The 25289-nt window shown below is 41.1% G+C and carries 24 protein-coding genes; 15 read left to right on the top strand and 9 right to left on the bottom strand.

Annotated elements, in window-relative coordinates:
• Positions 1-106: 106 nt before the first annotated feature.
• From ACFQZX_RS15645 to ACFQZX_RS15605, 9 genes are all read right to left on the bottom strand, one after another.
• Positions 107-535, bottom strand: a complete 429-nt coding sequence (locus ACFQZX_RS15645) for a tail fiber domain-containing protein (RefSeq protein ID WP_377117072.1) — start codon at positions 533-535, stop codon at positions 107-109.
• Between the two features lie 432 nt (positions 536-967).
• Positions 968-1381, bottom strand: coding sequence for a hypothetical protein (locus ACFQZX_RS15640; protein ID WP_377117070.1), 414 nt, complete (start codon positions 1379-1381; stop codon positions 968-970).
• A 6-nt stretch (positions 1382-1387) separates the two neighbouring features.
• Positions 1388-1801, bottom strand: coding sequence for a VOC family protein (locus tag ACFQZX_RS15635; protein ID WP_377117068.1), 414 nt, complete (start codon positions 1799-1801; stop codon positions 1388-1390).
• Between the two features lie 66 nt (positions 1802-1867).
• Positions 1868-3724 carry a CocE/NonD family hydrolase gene (locus tag ACFQZX_RS15630; RefSeq protein ID WP_377117066.1) on the bottom strand — a complete coding sequence of 619 codons (1857 nt, stop codon included), beginning with the start codon at positions 3722-3724 and terminating at the stop codon, positions 1868-1870.
• A gap of 89 nt (positions 3725-3813) precedes the next feature.
• Positions 3814-5004, bottom strand: a complete 1191-nt coding sequence (locus ACFQZX_RS15625) for a phosphoglycerate kinase (RefSeq protein ID WP_377117064.1) — start codon at positions 5002-5004, stop codon at positions 3814-3816.
• 90 nt (positions 5005-5094) lie between these two features.
• Positions 5095-5532 carry a GNAT family N-acetyltransferase gene (locus tag ACFQZX_RS15620; RefSeq protein WP_377117062.1) on the bottom strand — a complete coding sequence of 146 codons (438 nt, stop codon included), beginning with the start codon at positions 5530-5532 and terminating at the stop codon, positions 5095-5097.
• Positions 5529-6527 carry a type I glyceraldehyde-3-phosphate dehydrogenase gene (gene gap / locus ACFQZX_RS15615; protein WP_377117060.1) on the bottom strand — a complete coding sequence of 333 codons (999 nt, stop codon included), beginning with the start codon at positions 6525-6527 and terminating at the stop codon, positions 5529-5531. Before gap ends, ACFQZX_RS15620 begins: the two co-directional genes overlap by 4 nt.
• A gap of 53 nt (positions 6528-6580) precedes the next feature.
• Positions 6581-7684, bottom strand: coding sequence for an MraY family glycosyltransferase (locus ACFQZX_RS15610; protein ID WP_377117058.1), 1104 nt, complete (start codon positions 7682-7684; stop codon positions 6581-6583).
• Between the two features lie 57 nt (positions 7685-7741).
• A complete protein-coding gene (locus ACFQZX_RS15605; RefSeq protein ID WP_377117056.1) occupies positions 7742-8488 on the bottom strand; it encodes a glycosyltransferase family 2 protein in 747 nt (248 codons plus the stop codon).
• Between the two features lie 88 nt (positions 8489-8576).
• Here ACFQZX_RS15605 and ACFQZX_RS15600 point away from each other — a divergent pair, with 88 nt between their 5' ends.
• From ACFQZX_RS15600 to ACFQZX_RS15530, 15 genes are all read left to right on the top strand, one after another.
• The gene (locus ACFQZX_RS15600; RefSeq protein WP_377117054.1) at positions 8577-9359 is read left to right on the top strand and encodes a polysaccharide biosynthesis/export family protein; all 783 of its coding nucleotides are present in this window, start codon (positions 8577-8579) and stop codon (positions 9357-9359) included.
• A complete protein-coding gene (locus ACFQZX_RS15595) occupies positions 9359-11782 on the top strand; it encodes a GumC family protein (protein WP_377117052.1) in 2424 nt (807 codons plus the stop codon). Before ACFQZX_RS15600 ends, ACFQZX_RS15595 begins: the two co-directional genes overlap by 1 nt.
• Positions 11783-11791: 9 nt before the next feature.
• On the top strand, positions 11792-12307 hold the full coding sequence (locus tag ACFQZX_RS15590) for a UpxY family transcription antiterminator (protein WP_377117050.1): 516 nt from the start codon (positions 11792-11794) through the stop codon (positions 12305-12307).
• A gap of 106 nt (positions 12308-12413) precedes the next feature.
• Entirely contained in the window at positions 12414-14192 is a 1779-nt protein-coding gene (asnB, locus tag ACFQZX_RS15585) for an asparagine synthase (glutamine-hydrolyzing) (protein WP_377117048.1), read from the top strand.
• A gap of 55 nt (positions 14193-14247) precedes the next feature.
• On the top strand, positions 14248-15312 hold the full coding sequence (locus ACFQZX_RS15580) for a glycosyltransferase family 4 protein (protein ID WP_377117046.1): 1065 nt from the start codon (positions 14248-14250) through the stop codon (positions 15310-15312).
• On the top strand, positions 15299-16162 hold the full coding sequence (locus ACFQZX_RS15575) for an ABC transporter permease (protein WP_377117044.1): 864 nt from the start codon (positions 15299-15301) through the stop codon (positions 16160-16162). Before ACFQZX_RS15580 ends, ACFQZX_RS15575 begins: the two co-directional genes overlap by 14 nt.
• Positions 16162-17406 (top strand): ABC transporter ATP-binding protein, encoded by a 1245-nt coding sequence (locus tag ACFQZX_RS15570; RefSeq protein WP_449288932.1) that lies wholly within the window; start codon positions 16162-16164, stop codon positions 17404-17406. The genes ACFQZX_RS15575 and ACFQZX_RS15570 overlap by 1 nt, the downstream gene beginning before the upstream one ends.
• Positions 17399-18376, top strand: a complete 978-nt coding sequence (locus ACFQZX_RS15565) for a class I SAM-dependent methyltransferase (protein ID WP_377117042.1) — start codon at positions 17399-17401, stop codon at positions 18374-18376. Before ACFQZX_RS15570 ends, ACFQZX_RS15565 begins: the two co-directional genes overlap by 8 nt.
• Before the next feature lie 223 nt (positions 18377-18599).
• Positions 18600-19928 (top strand): glycosyltransferase family 4 protein, encoded by a 1329-nt coding sequence (locus ACFQZX_RS15560; protein ID WP_377117040.1) that lies wholly within the window; start codon positions 18600-18602, stop codon positions 19926-19928.
• 5 nt (positions 19929-19933) lie between these two features.
• Entirely contained in the window at positions 19934-20623 is a 690-nt protein-coding gene (locus ACFQZX_RS15555; protein WP_377117038.1) for a glycosyltransferase family 25 protein, read from the top strand.
• The gene (locus tag ACFQZX_RS15550) at positions 20620-21555 is read left to right on the top strand and encodes a glycosyltransferase family 2 protein (RefSeq protein ID WP_377117036.1); all 936 of its coding nucleotides are present in this window, start codon (positions 20620-20622) and stop codon (positions 21553-21555) included. Before ACFQZX_RS15555 ends, ACFQZX_RS15550 begins: the two co-directional genes overlap by 4 nt.
• Positions 21548-22537: a glycosyltransferase family 2 protein gene (locus ACFQZX_RS15545; protein ID WP_377117034.1), complete on the top strand. Its 990-nt coding sequence runs from the start codon at positions 21548-21550 to the stop codon at positions 22535-22537. Before ACFQZX_RS15550 ends, ACFQZX_RS15545 begins: the two co-directional genes overlap by 8 nt.
• A 45-nt stretch (positions 22538-22582) precedes the next feature.
• Positions 22583-23260 carry a hypothetical protein gene (locus ACFQZX_RS15540; protein ID WP_377117032.1) on the top strand — a complete coding sequence of 226 codons (678 nt, stop codon included), beginning with the start codon at positions 22583-22585 and terminating at the stop codon, positions 23258-23260.
• On the top strand, positions 23260-24243 hold the full coding sequence (locus ACFQZX_RS15535; RefSeq protein ID WP_377117030.1) for a hypothetical protein: 984 nt from the start codon (positions 23260-23262) through the stop codon (positions 24241-24243). The genes ACFQZX_RS15540 and ACFQZX_RS15535 overlap by 1 nt, the downstream gene beginning before the upstream one ends.
• Positions 24243-25289 carry a glycosyltransferase gene (locus ACFQZX_RS15530; RefSeq protein WP_377117028.1) on the top strand — a complete coding sequence of 349 codons (1047 nt, stop codon included), beginning with the start codon at positions 24243-24245 and terminating at the stop codon, positions 25287-25289. Before ACFQZX_RS15535 ends, ACFQZX_RS15530 begins: the two co-directional genes overlap by 1 nt.

The raw sequence follows: 25289 nt of genomic DNA, 5'->3' as shown, positions 1-25289 counted from the left end.
CGAAAAGAATAAAGCAAGCTGACACGGTCCAGCCTTACTGTTAACTAACCCAATCCAAACAAAAAGAGGCCGCCTCATAATGACTTATGAGACGGCCTCTTTAAATTTACTTTGCTTTTAGCTGCTGTACTTCTGCCTTAAGCTGTTCTATTTGTGCCTGCTGCTCTTTAATAGCCCCTACCAGTAAGGGTACAAGCTTACCGGCATCAACCTCGGGCATGGCAACAGCCTTTTGGTTGCCTTTGCCTACTGTATACCAGCTGTTTTTTTCTGTAACAACTGATGGCAAAACCTGCTTCACTTTGGCGATATCAAACCCGAACTGTTTACCCGACTGCAGGTGCAGTTGTTTGAAATCGCTGCGGTTATACTCGTAACTAACCGGGGTAAGCTGCGAAATATAACTTAATGAATTGATTACCGGAGCAGTATTTATTTTAAGATCGTTATGAGTTAACGTTTGTGCAAATGCACCGAATGAAGTTGCAATAGCCGCTACAATTAACGGCACTATGATTTTAACACGAATGTTCATGGTGTGTAGAATAAATAGAATAATTAATACCTGTAATTAAAGCTTACGCTTGATATGAAGTGAAAAACAAGCGATTAGGTGGTGGTGTGGGCACCGGGGGGATCCACTGTAAGTGAAACTGATCTGCAACTGATAAATAAAGCTTATTATGATAAGCGATCTGTGGCAACAAATTGTGCGTTACCGGGATGAGAGCCCAAATTTCTTTTAAGCTGCTTTCCTCCTTCTCACGGTTTTTAGTAGTGTCGTCATCACTATCTGCTAACTTACAGTACTCTTTACAAGTAAACGACCCATTAATAAACCGGGTAAAAGATATCCCCGCGCTTTCTAACAGAGAAAACAGACAAATGAATACTACAAGTCGCTTAAACCAGGTTTTATACATAACCTATAATTACTATGCAAACATAGCAATTTTGAGAAATAATTTCAATTAACTATGATCTTTTCGGGGCCGGATAATTTGGTTACATGGCAATTACAGCCGCCTGATATCTTAAAAGTCCCTGTTACCTTTTGGCCATTGTAAACCGCGGTCACTATGATATCATCACCTTTTGTAGATAGCTCTTTCTTATTGCTATCATTAACTATGGTGTAGAATGGAGGCAAATTACCCGAAGGCAATTCGCCTTTCGGCTGTATGGTTCTATTTGTGCGCTGATTGGTTACTTTAAAATCGGTCACGGTAACAGCGTTGCCATTATTATCAACAAATTGTGTACCTACCGAGGCAAATATCTCGGTGCATATCTGGTTGACCGGGCAGCCGTTATTGAGCTTTCTTGAACATGAAGCAAACAGAACGATCAGGCAAACACCCGTCAGTAAAAATCTTTTCATACGTTGTTATAGTATCTGGTTAAATTCAAGGCGCTCACCATCAGGGCCTGTTATATTAAAATATTTACAGCCATTTTTCCAGAAATGCAGAAAAACCGGCTCAGGCTCTATCACGTTAAATCCTGCCTGCTTTGCCATGGTAAACGCTTCATCAATATCAGGCACGTTAAAGGCTACATGGTCAATATGCCCGTTTCCGCGTGAGCGTATCTCATCTAAAGCCGGTTCTGGTAACTGGTACAATTCCATGATCATATTACCGCGCTGCATCATAACACAAGCACCAGGCTTACCATTCTCTATAAAACCGCCAAGCATCACTTTTTCAAAGCCCAGGCGCTCATAAAACGTTTGCGAATCACCGATGTTTGTCACCGGTATGCCAATATGCTGTATAGCGGTAATGTTGATAGGTTGCATAATAATCTAATTTTTAAAATTGCTAATTGTTTGCACCCCGGGTTTGCCATAATGCAAGCTGAAGCTTTACATCACTCTTACCTTCAGATAACTTGGATTTGATTTTGAACTGTACACCCGGTGCGTTGCTTTTTTGAAGTCAGTGTCCTTAGCTTTCATAATATCCTGAAATTGCTGGGTATTCCTGTCAATAAGCGGGAACCAGGTGCTTTGTATCTGCACCATTATACGATGCCCTTTCTTAAAGGTATGCAGTATATCCTGTAACTCAAAATTAACAGGGGTAACCTTACCAGGTACAAAGGGCTCCGGTTTACTAAAGCTGTTGCGGTACTTGCCACGCATAGCCTCGCTGCGCACCATCTGTTCATATCCGGCCATGTTAATACCCTTGCCTGTAAACTGGTTGGCAGTAGCGGTATCAGGATAAACATCAAGTACCTTTACCACCCAATCGGCATCAGTACCTGTCGTACTTACTTTAAGGTTTGCCCAGATGTTACCTGCTATGGTAATATCCTTATCCAATACATCCGTTTGATAGGTTAATACATCCGGGCGCTTCTCGGCAAAGCGCTGGTCGGCGGTCATGTATTCGCGGGTCATGTCAAAGTCGGTACCTTCAATAAACGGTACAGGGTTCATTGGGTCTGATACAAATTCTTTGTAATCATTGTTAGTGCCGCCTGGCGCATTAAACGACAGCTTGCCACCAGGTAACAAGTACAGATTCTTTTCCTGTGCTTCTGCGGGCGGCCATTGCTTATAAGTTTTCCACTGGTTAATACCGGTTTCAAACGTATTTACTTTCGGCAGATCGAGCGGTGTACCCTTAAGGTAGTGGCTAAAGAAGGCAAACTCGATATTTTCCCGATACATAGGGCCGGTAGGGCCACCAAAGCCTACATCACCCAGATGGTCGCCTTTGCCGCGCGCCCAACCGCCATGCACCCAGGGCCCCATAGCGAAATACACAGGCGTATTAGGATTATTTTTAGCTAACACTTTATAAGTATTGATGGCGCCATACAGGTCCTCCGCATCATACCAGCCACCGGTTACCAGGGTTGGTGTTTTAATATCGTGCAGGTGGAGTAATACGTTACGGTCTTTCCAGTGCTGGTCGTAATCCGGGTGGTCCATCATTTCGTTCCACAGGCGGATGGTGTCTTTGTAGTACTTTACATTGGAGTTGCGCATGCTGCCCATATCCAGAAAGAATTTGTATCCGTCATTAGTTCCCGGATCAAAACCTTTAGCACGGCGCTGTGTGGGTTTATCATCCTGCCGGTTAGTAAAGCCGGGATAAAAACCAAAGTTAGCCACCAGCATGAAAGCGCCGTTATGAAAAGCGTCGTCGCGGTACAAATCGGCAATTGGCGCCTGCGGCGAAGCTGCTGCTAAAGCCGGGTGTCGGCTCAAGAGTGCAGTAGTAGTATAAAAACCGGGATAGGAGATGCCCCACACCCCTACCTTACCATTGTTATTGGCCAGGTTTTTTATCAGCCAGTCGATAGTATCATAAGTATCGGTACCCTCATCTACATCCTTATTGGTTTTATGCACTTCAAGCTCGGGCGCCATTTCCTCATATATACCTTCGCTCATCCACCGGCCTCGCACGTCCTGGTAAACAAATATAAAACCATCATGTACAAATTGAGACGATGGGCCAAGAGCCGCTTTGTATTTATCGGCACCATAAGGTGCAACACTGTATGGTGTGCGGTCCATCATTATAGGATACTTTTTCGATTGATCCTTAGGTACGTAAACGGATGTAAACAGTTTTTTGCCATCGCGCATAGGTATCTGATACTCGTATTTGGTATAATTTTCTTTTATATAGGCAGCATCGCTTTGCGCAAAAGAGGTTAAAGCGTAAAGCAGAAAGCTAAAAGCTATGAGGAAAGTTCTTTTCATGTTTGTGGATTGATGGCCTAAAATAAACATTAAAACAAAAAAAGGCCCCTGAAATTTCAGAGACCTTCTTATAATATTTATTTACAATATTATTCGTTGATGGCTTTAACGCCTGGCAGCTCTTTACCTTCCATATATTCAAGCAGAGCGCCGCCGCCGGTTGATACGTAGCTAACATCATTAACCATATCAAACTTGGCCACCGCAGCGGCAGAGTCGCCACCACCGATTAAAGAAAACGCGCCGTTATCGGTAGCTTTTGCAACAGCATCGGCAATCGCTTTTGTACCTACCATAAAGGTATCCATTTCAAATACGCCCATCGGTCCGTTCCAAAGTATGGTTTTTGATTCCTCAACAACCTTGCTGAACAGTTTCACAGTTTCAGGGCCGATATCCAGGCCCATCCAGTCGTCTTTTATCTCGCCGGTTTTAGCTACATCGGTTTGCGCGTCATTAGCAAACTTGTCAGCAACAACATTATCTACCGGCAATAATAAGTTAACGCCTTTTTCTTTTGCTTTTTGTACCAAACTGCGGGCAAGGTCAAGTTTATCAGCTTCTAAAAGCGAAGTACCTATGTTGCCGCCATCAGCTTTGGCAAATGTGTAGGCCATACCACCACCGATGATCAGGTTATCTACTTTATCCAACAGGCGCTCAATCAGCTGAATTTTATCTGATACTTTAGAGCCGCCCATAATAGCGGTAAACGGCTTGGCAGCACCGTTTAATATCTTTTCGGCGTTATTAAGCTCCGCAGCCATCAGGTAACCAAAAAACTTGCTCTCAGGAAAAAACTGAGCTATAACGGCAGTTGAGGCATGCGCGCGGTGAGCGGTACCAAAAGCATCGTTCACATAAATATCGCCCAGCTTTGATAGCTTTTCGGCAAACGCTACATCCCCTTTTTCTTCTTCTTTATAAAAACGAAGGTTCTCTAATAACAAAACTTCGCCGTTTTCAAGCTCTTTTGCTTTTTGAGCTGCGTCTTCGCCGATACAGTCGTCAGCAAATTCTACTTGCTGGCCCAGCAGGTCTGATAAATGGGGGACAAGATGTTTAAGGCTATATTTTTCAGTAGGGCCATCTTTTGGCCTCCCAAGGTGAGACATTAATATTACAGCACCGCCATCTTTCAATATTTTTTTGATGGTTGGCAAAGCTGCCGTCATGCGATTATCGTCGGTAATGTTATAGTTCTCGTCCAGTGGCACGTTAAAATCCACACGAATAAGAGCACGCTTACCTTTAAAACTAATTTGATCTATAGTTTTCATACTTGGTAAAATAGTTAATTGCGGCAAAATGGTTATTTTTCTTCTAATAGCCAACGCAAAGTTAAAAACCTTGTCATTTTCATTTAAATTTCATGTAATCTTAACATACATTACATGATGGGGGCCTATCCCAGATATGTTAAATTCCGGGGAAATAACCTCAAAGCCAACGCTTAAATAAAATGGCACGGCTTTTTTTCTTGCATTACACCACATGTAATTTACCTGCTGACCCCTAAGGTATGTTATAGCAAAATTGACCAGCATATTACCGTAGCCCTTGCCCCTGTAATTTTCGAGCGTAGCCATACCGCGCAATTGATAGGCCCTGCCTTTAAAGTCTTTATACCCCTGCGGATGAAATGAGGCCACTGACACCAGCTCTTCATCCACAAAAAAGCCTAAATGGAAGGCGCCTTCCTGGTCGTCGTTTTGAAAGCGGCACTCGTCAAGCGTCAGCTCACCTTCGCGTAAAACTTCGTTACGAATAGGTAGTACATCATCAGCGCTTATAAACTTTATCATCATGATGGCAGTTGGTTTATTCTTTCAACCACATCAGCCAGGCGACTGGAGTACCCCATCTCATTATCATACCACCCTACAACTTTCACCAATCCTCCTACTATCGAGGTTAACTGGGCATCAAAAATACAGCTGTGCGGGTTATCCAGAATATCGGTAGATACAATCGGGTCTTCGGTGTACTCTAATACATTTTTCATTGGGCCTTCGGCTGCAGTTTTAAAAGCCTTGTTTATTTGCTCCACAGTTGGCAGTTTGTTAAGGCTGCAGGTAAAATCGGTAAGTGAGCCGTTAAGCACAGGTACACGTATACCGGCGCCGCCAAGGCGGCCCTGTAAATGCGGAAAAATACTGGTTATAGCTTTTGCAGCACCTGTTGTGGTAGGTATAATAGAAGCCGAAGCCGCCCTTGCCCTTCTAAGATCCTTGTGCGGGGCATCGTGCAGGTTTTGATCGCCCGTCATGGAGTGCACCGTGGTGATATACCCATCATGTATGCCCCAGTTATCATCCAATATCTTCACCATGGCTGCTACATTATTGGTGGTGCAGGATGCATTAGATAATATGGGCGAATGCAGATCTATTGTGTCATCATTAACACCTAAAACAACGGTAGGTACACCTTTATCACCTGCCGGGGCCGAAATGATTACTTGTTTTGCACCGGCATCCAAATGTTTCTGCGCCCCTTGGCGCGAGGCAAATTTCCCTGTTGATTCAATTACGAGGTCGATATCAAGCTTCTCCCATGGCAACAATGCTGGGTCTGACTGTCGTAAAACTTTTATTTGTTTGTTGTTAACATACAGGTTATCCGCATCTGCAAAAACGTTTCCTTTAAAGCCCCGGTGAACAGAATCATACTTAAATAAGTGTGCGAGAGTGGCGGTATCTGCAAGATCATTTATGGCCACTACTTCGATACCTGGTTTAGCCTGAATGGTTCTTAAAAAAATACGCCCTATGCGCCCGAAGCCGTTAATTGCAATCCTCATCCCAACAATATTTAAGGCTGCAAAACTAATAAATATACTATGCTTATCCGAGGCTAAACAAACAGGTTGCGTAACGACAGGCTTTCTCGCTCTTTAGCACGCAAAAAGAAGGTAATGCCCCAGTTAAATAGTATAGATATAGCAAAGATGATAAGCATAAGCGCAAAATTGCCCAGTTCTGAAAAAACCAGTACCAGAACAATCGTCAGGATATTTAACCCGGCAAGGATACATGTAGTTTGCAGATGGGTATAACCAAGGCGTAAAATACGATGGTGTATGTGATTCCGGTCTGCCTCGAAAGGTGATTTGCCACTAAAGATTCGTAATGTAAATACCCTTAATGTATCAAATATCGGCCCGATAAGAATGGCGAATGCCAAGGCTGGCGCCGAAATGATCTCAACCGATTTGCCTTCACTGATCTTATTCAGTTCGATTAGGTTGATCGCCATAATGGCCGATATAAGGCCAATGAGCAGTGAGCAGGCATCGCCCATAAATATTTTTGCCGGAGTAATGTTATATCGCAAAAAGCCTAATACCGCACCCGAAATAGTGAGCGATATTGCAGCAAGCTCATAATGCCTGATGTAAATAAATAACACCGAAAAGGTGCCGTTAACAATAATGCATGTGGTAGCTGCCAGGCCGTCTATGCCATCCACCAGGTTAAACGCATTGATGATAAGTATAATAAACAGGATAGAAAGTACTACGCTTACAACGTACGGAATATCGTAAAAGCCCAGTATACCATACATACTGGTAAAACGGATATTGCCCGCTAATACTAAAATTGACGCTACAACAATTTGGATCAGGAGCTTTGTACTGGGATTAACGCCTGAAAGATCGTCCTTAATACCCATTATGAATAAAACTATACTTGCAGCAAGCATATAGCTTACAGGTGTGGTTTTATCAACAATACTGAATAAAAGTATAGTGATTGTGAAACTTACAAATATGGCCACGCCCCCTAAACGCGGTATACCATGATCATGCTGCTTTCGAAAATGGCCAACATCATCATACAAATGCCGTGTGCGGGCAACATGTAAAATAGAAGGGATGGCAAGTACTGTTATCGAAATAGATAACACTACCATTAATACATAATAAATAGAGTAATAAATACCTAAATACTCCGGCATCAGATAAATTAAATTAGGGGCAATTATCTGTGACGAAGATACCGTATTGTAACCGTATTAAAAAAATTGTTTTATCTTTCTTAAAGGTTTGAATAATAAGGCTATGGGAGGTAAAAAAACACCATTTTTATACATAGCTTTCAGATCGTTTTTCAACGCTTTTAACCGGTTGCTTATACTTTGATTACTTACACCGCCGGCAGCCATTTTTACCATCACCATAGGTATGTAGGCAGCCGGCAACTTATGCAGATGCATAAATCTTAACATCAGTTCGTAATCGGCAGCGGTACCATACACCAGTTGATAATTGCCCAGTTTTTCAAATAACTCAGTTTTACAGTAAAACGTTGGATGGGGCGGCATCCAGCCATAATTAAACATGCCATGTTTATATTGCCCGCTGCGCCATTTACGTATTACCCTACCGGCGCCATCAATATAATCAAGGTCGCCGTACACAATGTACGGTTCATCCTTTTTAAAGGTTTCGTGCACAACAGTTAAAATATTTTCGCCTGTTAGAAAATCATCAGCATTAAGCATCCCCGTTATTTCTCCAGACGAAAATGCAATGCCCTTATTCATTGCGTCATATATACCGTTATCCGGCTCGCTGATAAAAATGTTAATGCGATTTTTATATTTAGATATGATAGGTACAGTACCATCGGTTGAACCGCCGTCAACTATTACGTATTCTAAATTGGGGTAGTCCTGGCTTAAAACCGACTTTATACAACGTTCAATGGTTCCTTCGGCGTTAAAGCAAACAGTAACAACGGTTATTTTTGGAAAATGCAACTTTACGAATAGTGGTTTTAGTGGCAAAATATGTATTTTTGAATTTGCTGCATAATTTATATGTAATATTAGCAGTATTAACCCTGATATGCGTTTTTTACTATTAGTTTTAGTTTGCTTTACAGGTATAATGATACTTGGCAGCTCTTGCTCTTATAAACAAAACCAGCTGCTTTTTCAAAAAAGAACAGCCACGGGCACTACTACCGAACCCGCACCTGCTATAATTTACAGGATACAACCACAGGATGTATTACAAATAAGAAACCTTCAAAACATAAGATACATAGTTGACGAGGTACCGCAAACATCAATTGCGCAAAGCCAGTCTGGTAACAATATATCACAGGGCCAAACCTACCAGGTAGAAGAGGATGGTACCGTAGCTTTACCTGTTATTGGGCATATACAGGTAGCAGGCTTAACCCGCACCGAGGCAGCAAAACTTATTGAAGACCTTTACCGTAAAAAACTTTTAAAAGACCCGATAATTGAGCTTAAGGTTGTTAATTTAAAAGTGACATTACTGGGGGAAGTAAAGGCGCCGGGCAACTTTCCGCTACTAAAGGATAATACTACATTGGTTGAAGTAATTGGACAGGCCGGTGGCTTAACCCCACAGGCAAACGAAAAAAACATTCAGATTATCAGAGGTAAAGATAAATCGCAACAAGTTACAGAAATAGACCTGGGCGATTTAAGCTCAATATCAGACCCACGCACCGTTCTACAAAACGGAGATGTTATTTACATCGCCCAAAATAAACGTGCTATCCGATCGGAAAACCTTCAAAGCTTTAATACCTGGGCACAACCGGCATTACTACTTTTAAATACCGCGCTTATCATTTTTACCCTTAGCAGGCAATAATGGAAGAAACAGAAAAGTTTGTAAAAAAATTACCCAACCAGGAAATTGATTATTTTAAAATTGGCAAGATACTGGTAAGCCGCTGGTACTGGATTGCCGGCTCGTTGCTGTTGTTTGTATTAGGCTCATATATCTATCTTTGGTATACCCCAAAAATTTACGCAACATCCGGCACCATGAAGCTGGAGGAAAAAAAAACTGAAATATCAGACCTGGTCAATATCATGAGCCCGTCTGAAAGAGGGCCGTCAAAAATACAAAGTGAAACATCTGTTATACAAAGCCCTACGGTTATTTTAAGCGCTGTCAAAGACCTTAACTACCCTATAAGTTTTTATATTGAAGGTCGTGTCCGCACAAGTGAAATTTACCCGCAAAAGCCACTGGATATCCAAAAACTACAGTTCGATAGCCTTAACTTTTATAGTGATATAATAACTTTCAAAGCCAAAAGCAACAACAGTTTTACGCTTTCATACAAGGCTGGCAATAAAGAAGCTGCTAATGTGTATAATTACGATACACCAATAACTGTTGGGCCTACCACGTTTACTATTAAAAAACCGGTTTCTATAAGCAATAACACGGTATATCTGTTTAAATTTAACAGCCCTGATGAGCTGCTTAACCGGGTAAAACAAGGATTACGTACAAGCGAGGTTGTTAAAAACTCAAATGTGTTGCTATTGCAGCAAACCGATGCTAACCCCCAGTTTGCCGCTGATGCGCTGAACGCCATAATGAAAGAATATTTGGCGTATGACCGGGAGCGCAAAACACAATCGGCCACGCAGATGATCAATTTTATTGATGATCAGCTGAAGTTTTTATCGAGCGAAGTCAGCGGTTCTGAGAAATCTATTTCTGATTTTAAAAAGAAAAACAAACTGATGGAGGTCAGCGAATCGGCAGAAATGGCTTTAACAAAAGCTAAGGAACTTGAATCGCAGCAGGCATTATTGAAGTTGCAGTTACTGGCAATCGATCAGCTTAAAGATCAGATATCTAAAGAAAAAAATAATGTTACCCTTAATTTTAATATAGGCGGCGACCAGATAGACCCTGCTTTAACGGCAATAATTACCCGCTTGGATAACCTGATTAACCAGCGTTTGGAGCTATTAAAAACATATAACGCAACGTCGCAACCTATACAAGACATTAACCGCTCTATATTACAAGCAAAAAACGCGGCGCTTAATTCAGTAAATGCCACGTACACAAACGTAAAGAGAAGTTTCGATTATCTTTCTGCCCAACTGGCAGCGGTCAATAAACAAATATCCGTTTTTCCGGTAGCTGAGCGCGAACAAATATCATTAAGGCGCGATTACGAAATAAACGAAAAAGTTTACTCTTACTTATCAGAGAAAAAACTTTCGGCCCAGATAAGTCGCGCTGGCATATTACCCGGCGCTACCATTATTGAAAATGCACAGCCAAATTTCTCGCCGGTATCGCCTGATGAGCATGGCATCCGTCGTTCGGCTGTTATTTTAGGTTTGGTAGCGGGCCTTGGCCTCATCATATTAATACGTGTATTGAACCCATACATATATGATAAAGAAACCGTAGAAAGCCTCACCACCATTCCTATAATTGGAGTGATCAGGAAATTTCCGGAGCGTGTAAACGAGGATAATTCGCAGGTTTTAGCCATAAGCATGCCAAAATCAATATTTGCAGAGTCGGTAAGGTCAGTTCGTACCAATCTTAACTTCCTGGCTTCAGAAAAAGCCAGTAAAGTAATCTGCATCACTTCAGAGGTTGCCGGCGAGGGTAAATCATTTGTTGCCGTTAACCTTTCAAGCACGCTTTCGCTTATTGATAAAAGGGTTGTTTTGATCGGCGCAGATCTAAGACGCTCAAAGTTGCACCAAACATTTGATGTACCTAACGATGCGGGGTTGAGTACTTATTTGTCGCGCCAATCTGAAGTGGATGACATTATACTGAAATCTGATCAGCCAAACCTTGATTTTATTATTTCGGGGCCGGTGCCTCCAAACCCTTCAGAGCTTTTGCATAGCGAGAGGATGAAGGTTTTAATAACAGAACTAAAAGAAAGATACGACGTGATCATGATAGACACCGCACCTATCGGGCTGGTGTCAGATTCCATTCCGCTGATACGCGCCAGTGATATCAATATTTTTGTGATACGTTCGGGCAAATCAAAGTATTATGCGGCTACTATTCCACAGCGTATAGCACAGGAATATCATCTGGATAATACAGTTATAGTGCTGAATGCTTTTGAGGAGGACCTTTTGCACTCCAGGTATTATACAACCCGGCTTACCGGCGATAATTATGGCAAATATTATTACTACTCGGATTACAGTGGTTATGAAAGCTCCGGCTACTATATAGATACAGAAAAAAAGAAATGGTGGAACCTTAAGAGATGGTTTAAATCGTAAAATATATTTATGGCTTCAGCTGCGGTTAATGCAAACGTAAAGTGGTATCCTGTATACACCCATCCGAGGGCAGAAAAAAAAGCGCTTGAAGCACTGACCGCTAAAGGAATTGAAACCTACCTGCCGCTACAGCGTCGCCTTAAACAATGGAGCGACCGTAAAAAGTGGGTAGAAGAACCGCTTATTAAGTCGTATTTATTTGTACATATAACAGAGAACAACCTTGCCGAGGTATTAATGACAAAGGGGATAGCGCGATTTATTTACTTCTCTGGTAAAATTACACCTATGCCTGAGCGGCAGATAAATGAGCTTAAGCTATTAACAGCCAGCCCTTATGAACTTGAAGTTACCGAAGAAAACCTGCAACCGGGCGAAAAAATTAAAGTGAAAGCAGGCCCGCTTAAAGGTATAACAGGCGAAGTTGTTGCATACCGTTCTCAGAAACAGTTATTATTACGGTTAGAAAAGCTGGGATGTTCAATAATAGTGAATATTGCGGCACAATACATAAACAGGCTTTAACTATAAGCCGAACTAACAAATCATAGCAAAACAAAATTGCTACAAATCAATAAGTTACAAATCAAAAATGTGACTTACGGGGCGAAGCTGTGTTTATACGGGTAACATGTGCAGAATAGCGGGATTGGTATCAAACCGGTTGGATATTAATAAAACCGGGATTGTACAGATAATGTGCGATACTTTGCAGCATGGCGGGCCCGATGATGAGGGTATCTACACAGCGGCAGATAAGGTTGTTTTAGGCCACCGCAGGCTTTCGGTGATTGATCTTGAGCGCAGGGGCCGCCAGCCTATGGCAGATATTGCTCAAAGGGCGCATATTACATTTAACGGCGAGATTTACAATTACCCTGAGCTAAAAGCTGAATTATTAAAGCTTGGAGCAGTATTTATCACACAAACAGATACAGAGGTAATTATACAGGCTTACTTACACTGGGGCATAAATGCATTCGGCAGATTAAGAGGTATGTTTGCTTTTGCGTTGTATGATAATATAAATAAAAAGGTTTACCTGGTACGCGATAGCGCAGGAATTAAACCATTGTACTATAACGTAAAGGAACAGCAATTGGCATTTGCTTCTGAAGTAAAGGCTTTACAAATTGCAGGTATAGCAACTACTAAAAACCCGGATTGGCCTGTGTATTTATTGGCATTTGGCCATATACCAGAACCCTACACTACATTAAAAGATGTATACAGCCTGCCTAAAGGTCATTTTTTTTGCTGGGAACAGGATGGGAGTTATACTATAAAAGCATACCAGGTTGTTTTTGAACCCATTAACTATACAAACGATATACAAGGCGCCCGGCTTGCTTTATATGATACGTTAAAAAAGGCTGTTGGCCGTCAACTAATTGCTGATGCGCCTATCGGGGTATTTTTAAGCGGGGGGGTTGATTCCAGCCTGCTTACATTACTTGCAAACCAGGAAGAAAAACAACTGAAAACGATTTCTATATTCTTTAACGAACAGGAATATGATGAGCGTAAATATCAAAAGGCTGTATTGAACCGTGTGAATGGTGAAAGCTTTACTCATTTAGTAACACAAGCAGCTTTTGATAGCAATTTTCAGCAAATAATAGCGGCCCTGGATATGCCAACAACAGATGGCATCAACTCATGGTTCATCAGTAAATATGCAAGGGAAAGTGGCTTGAAAGCGGTAATATCCGGAATAGGTGCCGATGAAATTTTTGGAGGCTATCCCTCATTCAGGCGCATTAAATACCTTAAAACGCTGAGGTCTGTACCTGCAGCATTGTTACGGGCAGCAAACCATTGGCCGGGTGGCCGCTTCAAGCGGTTTGCATACCTTGCAAATGATCATCCTATTGCAGATTATTTATTTTTACGCGGTTTGTTTATCCCCTCAGAAATTAAGGAATTAACAGGTGCCGATAGTAAAGAAATAGACAGGATACTGTTTGATGATAAAATAGGCAATAATACCCTTAACAATGATAAACTAAAAGCATCATGGTTTGAAACCAATTTGTATATGCAAAACCAGCTGCTGCATGATACAGATGTGATGAGCATGTGCCACGGCCTTGAAGTGAGGGTACCATATTTAGACGAAGATCTGTTGCATCAGGCATCAATGATTCATCCGGACATCAGGTTTGGAGGTAAGCAAGGCAAGCAAATACTTATTGATACCTTTAAAGATATACTACCCGAGGTAGTTTGGAACAGGCCAAAAATGGGCTTTACCTTTCCATTACAGCAATGGATGAAGGAAAGTAAGCAAATCACTAATCTGGATTTATATAACAGTAAAGCTGCTAAAAGCACCATTAATAAGTTTACCGGTGGAAGACTTCATTGGTCAAGGGCCTTTGCGTTGTACCATATACAGGGACATGTATAAAAAAATATCCCTTCTTTCTTTACAAACATTCAGTTCAACGGGTGGCATTCAAAAAATGACACGCACCTTAGCCCATTCCCTGAGTACGATTTGTGCAGCAAACAACTGGGATTTTAAGTTATCATCACTGTATGATAATTCATCTCATTTGATGCCTCAATATGTCCGGGCACAAAATTTTGAAGGATACAACAAGCACAAGGTTAGGTTTCTATTAAAAAATATTTTTGCCGCTTCACATCCCAACGTCGTTATACTCACCCATATAAACCTCGCTATTATAGGTTTATGTATTAAATTACTTAAGCCAAAAACACAGGTATGGTTAATTGCACATGGCATTGAAGTATGGAGGCCACTTCGCTTTCATAAACGAAAGCTGCTGCATATGAGCACCAGGATAATATGCGTTAGCGATCATACAAAACGCATGATGCATCAATGGCACCATGCTAACCCAGCCAAATGCGTAACTTTAAACAACGCGCTCGACCCTTTTATGAAATTACCTGTCAGTTTTAATAAAACCGACAGATTAATGAAGAAGTATGATCTGACAGCAAGTAACAAGGTGTTATTCAGTTTAACAAGACTTGCATCAACAGAAGTTTACAAAGGGCATGATAAGGTGATAAAAGCAGTTGGCAGGCTTAAATTCAAATTTCCGGATATCAGATACATACTGGCCGGCCAGTACGATGATGTTGAGTATAAAAGGGTACTTAAACTGATTAATGATGCCGGGGTTAAAGATCATGTGATTTTAACCGGATTTATTGCTGAAGATGAGTTGCCTGACTACTTTTCAACTGCAGACTTATTTATACTGCCAAGTAAAAAAGAAGGCTTTGGCATTGTGTTTATAGAGGCTTTAAGCTGTGGACTGCCAGTAATATGTGGTAATGCGGATGGAAGTGTTGACGCTATACGCCATGGAGAGTTAGGAACAGCAATTGACCCTGAAGACGATATAGCTATTGAGAAAGCTATAGAACAGCAGTTACTTAATAATACTACGCCCCAATACCGCAAACGTATACAACAAAAGTGCCTGGAATATTTTGGCGAACAAACCTATATCAGCAAACTTCAAAAAATGCTTTTAAATGAACCAGCCTGATACAGAAGACTGGGACCTGGAAATAAAACCACAAGCTGGTTTATTAGATTTTAAGTTGAACGATCTTTGGCATTATCGCGACCTGCTTATTTTGCTGGTACGGCGAGATTTTGTTTCTTTTTATAAGCAAACCATACTTGGGCCTATCTGGTTCTTTGTGCAGCCGGTCATTACTATTATATTTTACACTTTTGTTTTTGGCAACCTTGCAGGCATACCTACCGATGGTATACCAAAGCCGCTCTTTTATTTAGGCGGCACAATTTTATGGAATTATTTTGCCGACTGCCTTACCAAAACATCAACCGTTTTTAAAGACAATTCCGCTTTGATGAGCAAAGTTTACTTTCCACGGTTGATTATGCCTTTAAGCGTGGTGGTATCCAACCTGGTGAGGTTTACTGTACAATTGGTATTGTTCATCGCAATCGCTGTGTTTTATTATGCAAAAGGCAGCCCTGTAACTATTAATGCCGTAGCATTGCTCTTCCCTTTTTTGTTATTACTTATTGCCGCACAGGGCCTGGGCCTGGGCATGATCATATCTGCAATAACTACCAAATATCGCGACCTGGCTTTTGTAGTGACTTTTGGCGTACCGCTTTTGATGTATGCTACAACCGTGATCTACCCTTTATCAGAAGCAGAGGCAAAATTTGGTAAATACAGCTGGCTGATAAAATTTAACCCCATGACAGGTATTATTGAAACCTTTAGGTATGGTTTTTTAGGCAGGGGAAGCTTTAGTTTTGAGTTGCTTGGCTATTGTACCACTGCAACAGCCATACTATTGCTGCTGGGCGTGGTGATATTTAATAAGGCAGAAAAAACATTTGTTGATACCGTTTAATGGCTAAGGCAATAAAAGCAGAAAACCTGTCAAAAGCCTATCAGTTAGGTGATTTTGGAACAGGCACCATCTCGCGGGATATTGAGCGCTATTGGGCAAGGTTAAGGGGGAAGGAAGACCCTTTTTTAAAGATTGGAGAAACCAACGACCGTGTAATAAAAGGGAAAAGCGATGTAGTTTGGAGCCTCAGAGATCTGGATTTTGAAATTGGACAGGGCGACGCCGTTGGTATTATTGGCCGTAACGGAGCAGGCAAAAGCACGTTGTTAAAAATCTTAAGCAGGGTAACCTCTCCTACCACGGGTTCGGTAAAAGTCAAAGGACGCATAGCCAGTTTGCTGGAGGTAGGTACAGGCTTTCATCCGGAGCTTACCGGCCGCGAGAATATATTTTTAAATGGCGCCATACTGGGCATGCGCAAGGCCGAAATAAAACGCAAGTTTGACGAAATAGTGGCGTTTGCAGGGGTTGACCGGTATGTTGATACGCCGGTAAAACGTTATTCGTCTGGAATGTATGTGAGGTTGGCGTTTGCAGTGGCGGCACACCTGGAGTCGGAGATATTGATAGTAGATGAAGTGCTGGCCGTTGGCGATGCCGAGTTTCAAAAAAAATGCCTCGGCAAAATGAGCGCTGTTAGTAAGGGCGAGGGCCGCACGGTGTTATTTGTGAGCCATAATATGGCAAGTATAAAAAACTTATGCAATACTGGCATGGTGCTTAATAATGGTTTACTACATATCATAAACCCGGTTGACAATGCCATAAAAGAGTACAACGGACTTTTAAAGAGCAGCGATATCACCCGTGTCTTTAGTGGCAATTTAAAGGACAAACTGCTCTTCAAAAAGATCAATGTAAATGGTTCATTTGATGACAACTCGATACATAACATGTCTGATGCTATCAAAATCACTATAAGTGGCGAAGCAACAGCTCAGCTTACAAAAGCTACTTTTATTATTTCAATATACAATGCTGGTGTCCGTCTTTTTACCTTAAGAGAAACTAAAGATGGGCGAACAGTGGAAAAAGGCAGCTTTACTGCGCACTTTGGAATAAAAGCTGGAGTATTAAGACCTGGTGAATATACCATTGCCATAGGAGCATGGGGCAACACCAATGATGAATGGGTTTGGGGATTGGAAGCCGGTGTATTTACGATAGCTGGCGTTTGGACAAGTAGCATCCGTCAAGCGGATGAAGGTATCATTAACTCAGAATTTATACGCTTGAATGAATAATCATTTCAAAACTCTTGAACCTCTTATAAAGCTTAAATCAAACATAGCTGATGCAGAGGAGTTTCATGCAATTGTTAACGTTGTTTTTCATGATGTAGAGGCTAAATACTATGATAAATTACATCAGGATATGTGGAAAAGCCTGCCCTCTCAATACCGGCTATTAGTTGATAACATCAGGCCCTACTTAACAAACCTTAGGAAGATTAAATTACTTGATATAGGTTGCGGTACCGGGCTTGCTACCCAAATGCTTTTAGAGGCCGGAACAAAGGAATTGATTGGAAAAATAACTTTGCTCGACACCTCACCCGTTATGCTGAATGAAGCACAAAAAAGATCAAGAAAATGGGGCAAAGAAACAGAGATTGTTAACGGTGAAATCAATGCTTTAAGCGGCGAATTTGATATGATCATTATTTCGTCTGTGCTACATCATATACCCGATCTGGATAGCTTCTTAAAAAAAATAAGTGACCTGCAAGCCAAAGGTGGGATTTTGATTACTATTCACGATCCATCATCAGAAGCTATGCATAGCGATATTTACTTAGACCGTTGTAGAGAATTTACTGAGTACCAGAAACAAACCAAACCAGCTTTGACATTGGCAGACCGCATAATTAATAAGTTAAGAAGAACGTTTTGGCCACAGAATTACCTTGATAAGGTAAATACAATTTTAATTAATAAAAAAGTAATCAATGAACCGCTTACAGGCGAAGAAATATGGAGTGTAACCGATATACATGTAGAAGGATTACCCTATTCAAAAAATGATGGAGTGTCTAAACAAATGCTGACGGACGCCCTATCGGCTTATCAGCTTATCAATTATAGCACCTATGATTTTTTTGGTACGCCAATTAGTAACTTGACTTCTCTATATCTAAAAAAAGAACAAGAATTAAGTTTAAAAGGGGATTTAAATGGGCGTAATTTTAGTAGTACATGGATCAAAACCAAATAATTTAAGCTTTACTGACTGAACTGCAGTGATAGATATCCTAAAGGAAAAAACTATTGATAAAGGGCAAAGGATTATTTCAGTTATTAATACAAGCAAACAAAAAAAATTACATTTCTAAATTAATGCAAGATCAGGTAGAAACAATAAAGCCCAATAGTGTTTAAAATGGCGTTGCCTCCGCATCCTATTTTCATCACATTGACACCCACCTTTAAACTATCATTTGAAAATTTTATTTATACTTCCTGAATATTACCCACATTCGGGCGGTGGCATATCAGCGTATTACATCAACTACTTAAATGCTTTAAGGCCGCATTGCCAACGCATCAAAGTAATTGTAGGCAGTGGTTACACGCAAGCATCAAACAAATTTATACACAACGATATCGAGGTTGAGTATCTTGAACCGGCCTTGTATAAAAAACACCTCACCAAATTTGCAAAGCTTGAACTTTTACCCGGCTACCGCAATGACCTGGCAGCCGCATGGGCTATGTGGGAACAGGCAGCAAAAGGAGAAGATTTTGATGTAGTTGAATGTACGGATTTCGGCCTGGGTTTTGTGCCCTGGGTAATGGAACATAATAAACCGGTGGTAACCCGTTTGCATGGCAGTACCGGCCAAATAGCCTTATATGAAAACAGTTATCAGGACTTAGCTACCGACTCGATAATGCAGACCGAATTATCATTGTTGCCGTTATGTGATTGTTTGATAACACACAGCTCAGCCAATTATAAATTTTGGCAAAACCAGTTACAGTATGAAAATATCCATTACCTGCTTCCTATATATTCCAAACAGCTAACTCAGCCTTTAAACGTTAATGAACGTAATAGAAATGGCCTGATTACAGCCAGGTTGCAAAAATGGAAGGGGCCGGTAGAGTTATCAGAGGCGATACGGAAAATAGAAGCCGCCCCTAAAGTTAAATGGGTTGGCCGAGACATGCCTTTTTTTAATGGGCAAACCACAAGCCAATACCTCAATAAAAACTATCCGGATGTGTGGAATAAAAAACTGTTGCACCAAACGGCGATGCCACATACAGAAATTGAACTATTACAACGCCAGGCATTTTTTGGCATAGTGCCCTCTGTGTGGGATATGTTTAATTTTACTGCTTTAGAGTTTTTAGCAGCAGGTACTCCTTTAATTTGCTCGGACGGTGCGGGGGTAGCAGATATCATTGTAAACGGTGAAAATGGCTTTAAATATCCGGCAAATGATACAGATGCTTTAGCACAATGTATAAAGCAGGTTTTAGCGTTAAACCCGGCAGATTACAACCGAATAACCCGGGCCGGGCTTAACACCTTAAGCCAATCACTTTCAGCCGAAGCATTGCTGCCTTCTAACCTAAACCAGTATAAAGATGTAGTTAACAACTTCAGTACAAAAGCTGTAAACAGCTTTTTACATAAGTTATATATGCCATCGAACGAAAAAGTTACACTTGCGGCAGCTTTAGATAAGCAACCATTAAAAAAGCTTATCAAATATGTTTATAAACGGAGTTTGGCTAAACTAACAGGAAAAAAAATTTAATGGAAATGAGCCATAACGATTTTGAAGTTGCCTATTATATTAATTTACCACACCGGGTAGACAGAAAATTAAGGTTTGAACGCATGGCTCAGTTTTTACCCGTTAAAAAGGTGATCAGGTTCGAAGCGGTTGACGGAACGGGAATGGACTCGGCATGGCCGGGCACACCCGGGGCCTGGGGCTGTCGGGAAAGCCATATCCGGTTATTAGAAATAGCTAAAAAAGAGGGGTATCAAAAATTTATGATTATTGAGGATGATGCGATAATAAATAAATCGTTTCCAAAAAAATTCGATAAGTTTTTAAAACTTGTTGGTGATGATTGGGACATGTTATATCTGCATACCCAAGCTCACTGGTTAAAACCAATTAAAATAAATAAAAATGTTATACAGTTGCAAAGTACTTTAGGTACTGTTGGTATTGCCTATAATGCCAGAAACTTAGATATTATACTGAATAAACTAAAAAATGACTACCGTTGGGTTGATTCGTGCATGGGCGATCTACATACTGTACTTAAAGTATATGCACCGACTAAATACTTAGTAAAACACGCCAATGGATTTAGTGATAATACCCTAACAATAAACAGAACAGACAGGCACCAGGTTGAAATTTTATATTATAAACTTAAAAGTACACTTAAAGGCGTAGCTAAAAAGATTTTAAAAAAACTACACCTGCTACGATGAATTCTCTTGCACTTTGTATTCCCGCCTATAATGCTGCAATCTATCTGCCCAGGCTATTACAATCTGCCCAAAAACAGGTTATCCCTTTCAACGAAATTCTGGTTTATAATGATTGCAGTACTGACGATACCGCAGCAGTTGCTGAAAGTTACGGTGCAACCGTTATAACCGGTAATATGAACATGGGATGCTCCTACGGTAAAAATAAACTTGCGGAAGTTACAACTTCCGACTGGATCCATTTTCATGATGCTGATGACGAACTGCTGCCCAATTTTACCACGCTTGCGCACAATTGGCTTAAAACTCCGGATTGCCCGGATGTGGTACTATTTGATTACGAATGGCGCGATAATAATACGGGCCAATTGCTGGCGGTCGTACATTTTGATAAAAACGAACTTGAGAAAGACGCCACCGCTTACGCCATCCAAAATCAGATCAATCCGTTTTGCGGCTTATACAAAAAACCACGCTATCTTGAAGTGGGAGGTTACGACATCGACCCGCTGATCCTGTACAATGAGGACAAGGCTTTTCATATTAAACTGGCTAAAAACGGCTTAACTTTCTCTGCCGAAAGTGAAGTAAGCATCATTAATTACCGTATTGAAAATTCTATGTCGGCGGCTAATATTAAAAAATGTGTGATTGCTCAATACCATGTTTTAGAACAAACTGTTGCTACGCATGGCCAAAAGTATACCGCTGAGCTTGCTGAAGAGTTATTTAAAAATGCTGCTGTTTTGGCAAAAGAGGATGCCTGGGATTATGTAAATAAAGCTCTTCGCCTCGCGCGTAACTTAGGTCATAAAGTGCCTTCAAACGCGGGGAAGGCATTCAGGCTTTTAATTTCAATTAATCCCTTTATGGCTATGTGGCTGCGCGAAAAACTGATCAGGCTATTTAAACCACATCTTCGTAATGCCTGATCAGTTGGTTTCCATAATTATACCTGCATACAATTGGGAAAAGTATATCGCTGCCAGTATAAATTCGGCATTGGCGCAAACCTGGCCTCAAATTGAAATAATTGTTGTTGATGATGGCTCTACAGATAACACCCTTAACGTAGCAAGGTCTTTTGAAGCTAAAGGAGTGAAAGTTATTCACCAGGTAAACCAAGGGGCTTCAGCCGCCCGTAACCGCGGTTTAAAGGAGGCCAAAGGACAGTATATACAATTTTTAGACGCTGATGATTTGCTTGCGCCTGATAAGATACAGGCTCAAATGCAGTATTTGCAGCAGCGGCAGGATGCTGTATGTATTTGTCCGGTAGTGTATTTCAATGATCATGATCAAGACTTAAATCTACTTACTCAAGATGAATATAGCTTAGCGTTTTACAGGCAAGCCAGCCAACCATTTGAATTTTTACTTAAACTCTATGGGGCACACAATAATCGTGGCGCTATGGTACTTCCGCATAGTTGGTTAACGCCTAAAACCATAATTGATAGAGCGGGCTTTTGGGACGAAACACTTACTGTAAATGATGACGGCGAATTTTTCTGCCGCGTAGCGTTACAGGCCGAAAAGATATTTTTAGCAGAAAGCACAGTTTGTTATTACCGTAAACATAAAGACAATGCTTCATTATCTGCACGTAAAGATGTCGAGTCAAACAAAAGTCTTTATAGATCAATATTGCTTATAAGAGATCATCTGCAAAACTTTAAACAGGATGATCGCATTAAGCTTGTCACTAACCGAAGTTTAATGGGGCTTTTGGTATTCACATACCCTCAGCAAAAAGGATTATCCCGGGAGATTGCCAATATAATAAATCAATCAGGGGTACCTGCAATAGCACCGCCAATTGGAGGTAGAATTTTGGAATTGATTAAAAAAATATTCGGTTGGAAAACTGCCCGCTTATTACAGTACTATAAACAGAGAATCTTAGGCAAATAATAAGTTTTACCCCCTGATATTTTGATTGCACTTATAACATCTACTTTGAAGCCGTCCAAAATATACTCTGCCTTTTCTGACGATGAAAGGTATGAGCAAACTATACACACTATAAAAGCCCTGTTCAACAAAGGATTTACGGAAGTTATATTGATAGACAATTCGACCACCTCAATTGATTTGGAAAAATTGAAGCGAGACAGCGATCAACAATTAAAGGCTTATCACACGCCACAATACTCGTTTAACAATAAGGGTTTGAATGAAGCCCTGCTTATTCTTAACCATATTGACAAGTTGCCTGAGTCATCCCCTGTTTTTAAAATAAGCGGCCGATATTATCCCAATGAACTTTTTAATTTAAAAGATCTGCCTCTTATGAATAACTTCGACTTTATAGGTGTCGGCGAGGGTTTTAATCAAAGGGTATCATATTTCAGTACAAGGGCTTACTTTGTAAGAAACAAGCAGGTGCTCGAGCAAACATTGGTATTAGCTATTGAAGAGATGTTGTCCTACCATAAAGGTGTATACGGGCCGGTAAGTTTGTTTAAACTGGCTAAGTCGTTATTTAAAAAATCGCTTGGAGCAAGTTATCAGTTATCACTGGAGCAGGCAATTGCATTTATTCTAAAAGAAAAAAAGAACTTCAAGCTACTCCATAAAATTAACATCGACGGCGCTGTTGCCGGATTCAACCAACAAGCACATATATCTGAATAGTGGAACCCCTGAACCTTTTTTACGAAGAGCCCGAACCTGACCGCTGGTTTAGGTATGACCGCTATCCGCGCCGGTTGATTCGCAGGATAGTACGTGGCAAGCCGAAGCCTGGGGGGCAGCAAATGGTAGCCATTAACCTGATGAAAGGTTTAGACAAGTTGGGTTTCCCCTACCGTTTTAACAACTACAGTTATATTAAGAAACATCAGAATGAGATTGCTTGTATAATAGGCAAACCCCATGTGTTGTTAGAGCGCCGGTGGATTAATCCTGTTATTTTAGGTGCGAGCGTTTATGCCCATGCATCTGAAGAACCCGACCTTTTTACGAAACATCCCAATGTAAAACGCATACTGGTACCAGGCGAATGGATGCGGATGATGTTTGAACCCTTTTATGGCGACAAGGTTGTTGCCTGGCCGGTCGGGATAGATACAAATGAATGGCAACCACACAATGGAAGCAAAACCCATGATTTTTTGATCTACGATAAGATAAGATGGAATTATGACGCTCAAAAAGCAACTTTGATCGACCCGATTTTAAACGCTATACAAAAACGGGGACTTTCATATCAAACCATCAGATACGGGCATTACAAACCGGCCGATCTCGCGCAAAAGCTTTCTATATCCAAAGCGGCTATCTTTTTATGCGAACATGAAACCCAGGGGCTTGCCTACCAGCAGATTCTGGCCACCGGAACACCGATTTTAGCCTGGGATAACGGCGGCTACTGGCTGGATCCTGTTTATTACCCTGAGATCAAATTCGGCCCGGTAAGCTCTGTACCTTACTGGGACGAACGCTGCGGATCAAAGTTTCAGGATATTAACCATTTTGATACGGCCTTAACCGGTTTTCTTGCAAAGCTGGAAACTTTTACCCCCCGGCAGTATATTATGGAAAACCTTACGCTGGAGCAATGCGCAAAGCATTATATTTCTATTTATCAGCAGGTAAAAAAAGAGCTCAATAACTAATGAAAATTTTGCTGATAATGGATCCAGGTATACCGGTGCCGCCCGTTTTATACGGCGGCCACGAACGGCTTGTATACCTGTTTGCAGAAAAATACCAGAAGCTTGGCCATCAGGTAACCTTACTGGCCGGACCCGATTCTTATTGCAGCGGCACAACAATTACTTTTGGCACCAACGATCTTGACAGAAGCAACCAGGCTAAAAACAAAGAAATTGCGTTTGTTTGGAAATACCTGTACCATAACTGGCATCAGTTTGACCTTGTGCACAATTTTGGAAGGCTTATCTACCTTTTACCTATCCTTAACAAAAAGGTTAATAAAATAATGACCTACGGCAGGCCGGTGTCCCGGCGTGGAATAAAAATATTTACATCTTTGCCTAACACTAACCTTTATTTTACTGCGTGCAGTAATTATTGCGTATCAACAGGCAATGTGGCCGGAAAGTGGCAAACAGTTTATAACGCTATAGATTTTTCAGCATATACTTTAAATCCAAATGTTTCCAATAATGCCCCTTTGATGTTTTTGGGGCGTCTGGATAAAATTAAAGGCGCGCACACTGCCATACAGGTAGCAAAGGCCACCAATAATAACCTCATACTTGCCGGAAATATACCTACAACGCCAGACAATCTGCACTATTATAAAACAGAGATAGAACCTCAGATAGACGGCAAACAGATCAGCTACGTTGGCGCACTTAACGACAGCGAAAAAAACCAATACCTGCAAAAAGCAAAAGCCTTGCTTTTCCCTATTGAATGGGATGAACCTTTTGGTATCGTAATGATAGAAGCTATGGCCTGCGGCACACCTGTTATTGCCTTTGAACGGGGCTCGGTGCCTGAGGTGGTAACCGATGGAGTAACCGGTTTCATAACGAATACATTTGATCAAATGGTTAATGCCGTTGGCCGGATATATGAAATTGACAGGGCCGCTTGCCGGGCTTTGGCAGAAAAGCAATTTGATGCCGGAAAAATCGCAGCCGATTATTTGAATCTGGCATATCAGGATTCAGTATTAACTCAACACAGCTGA

The sequence above is a fragment of the Mucilaginibacter litoreus genome (assembly GCF_042676805.1).
GTDB lineage: Bacteria > Bacteroidota > Bacteroidia > Sphingobacteriales > Sphingobacteriaceae > Mucilaginibacter > Mucilaginibacter litoreus.
The sequence above is the reverse complement of the archived record's forward strand: the minus strand, read 5'-3'. Positions and strand labels throughout refer to the sequence as shown.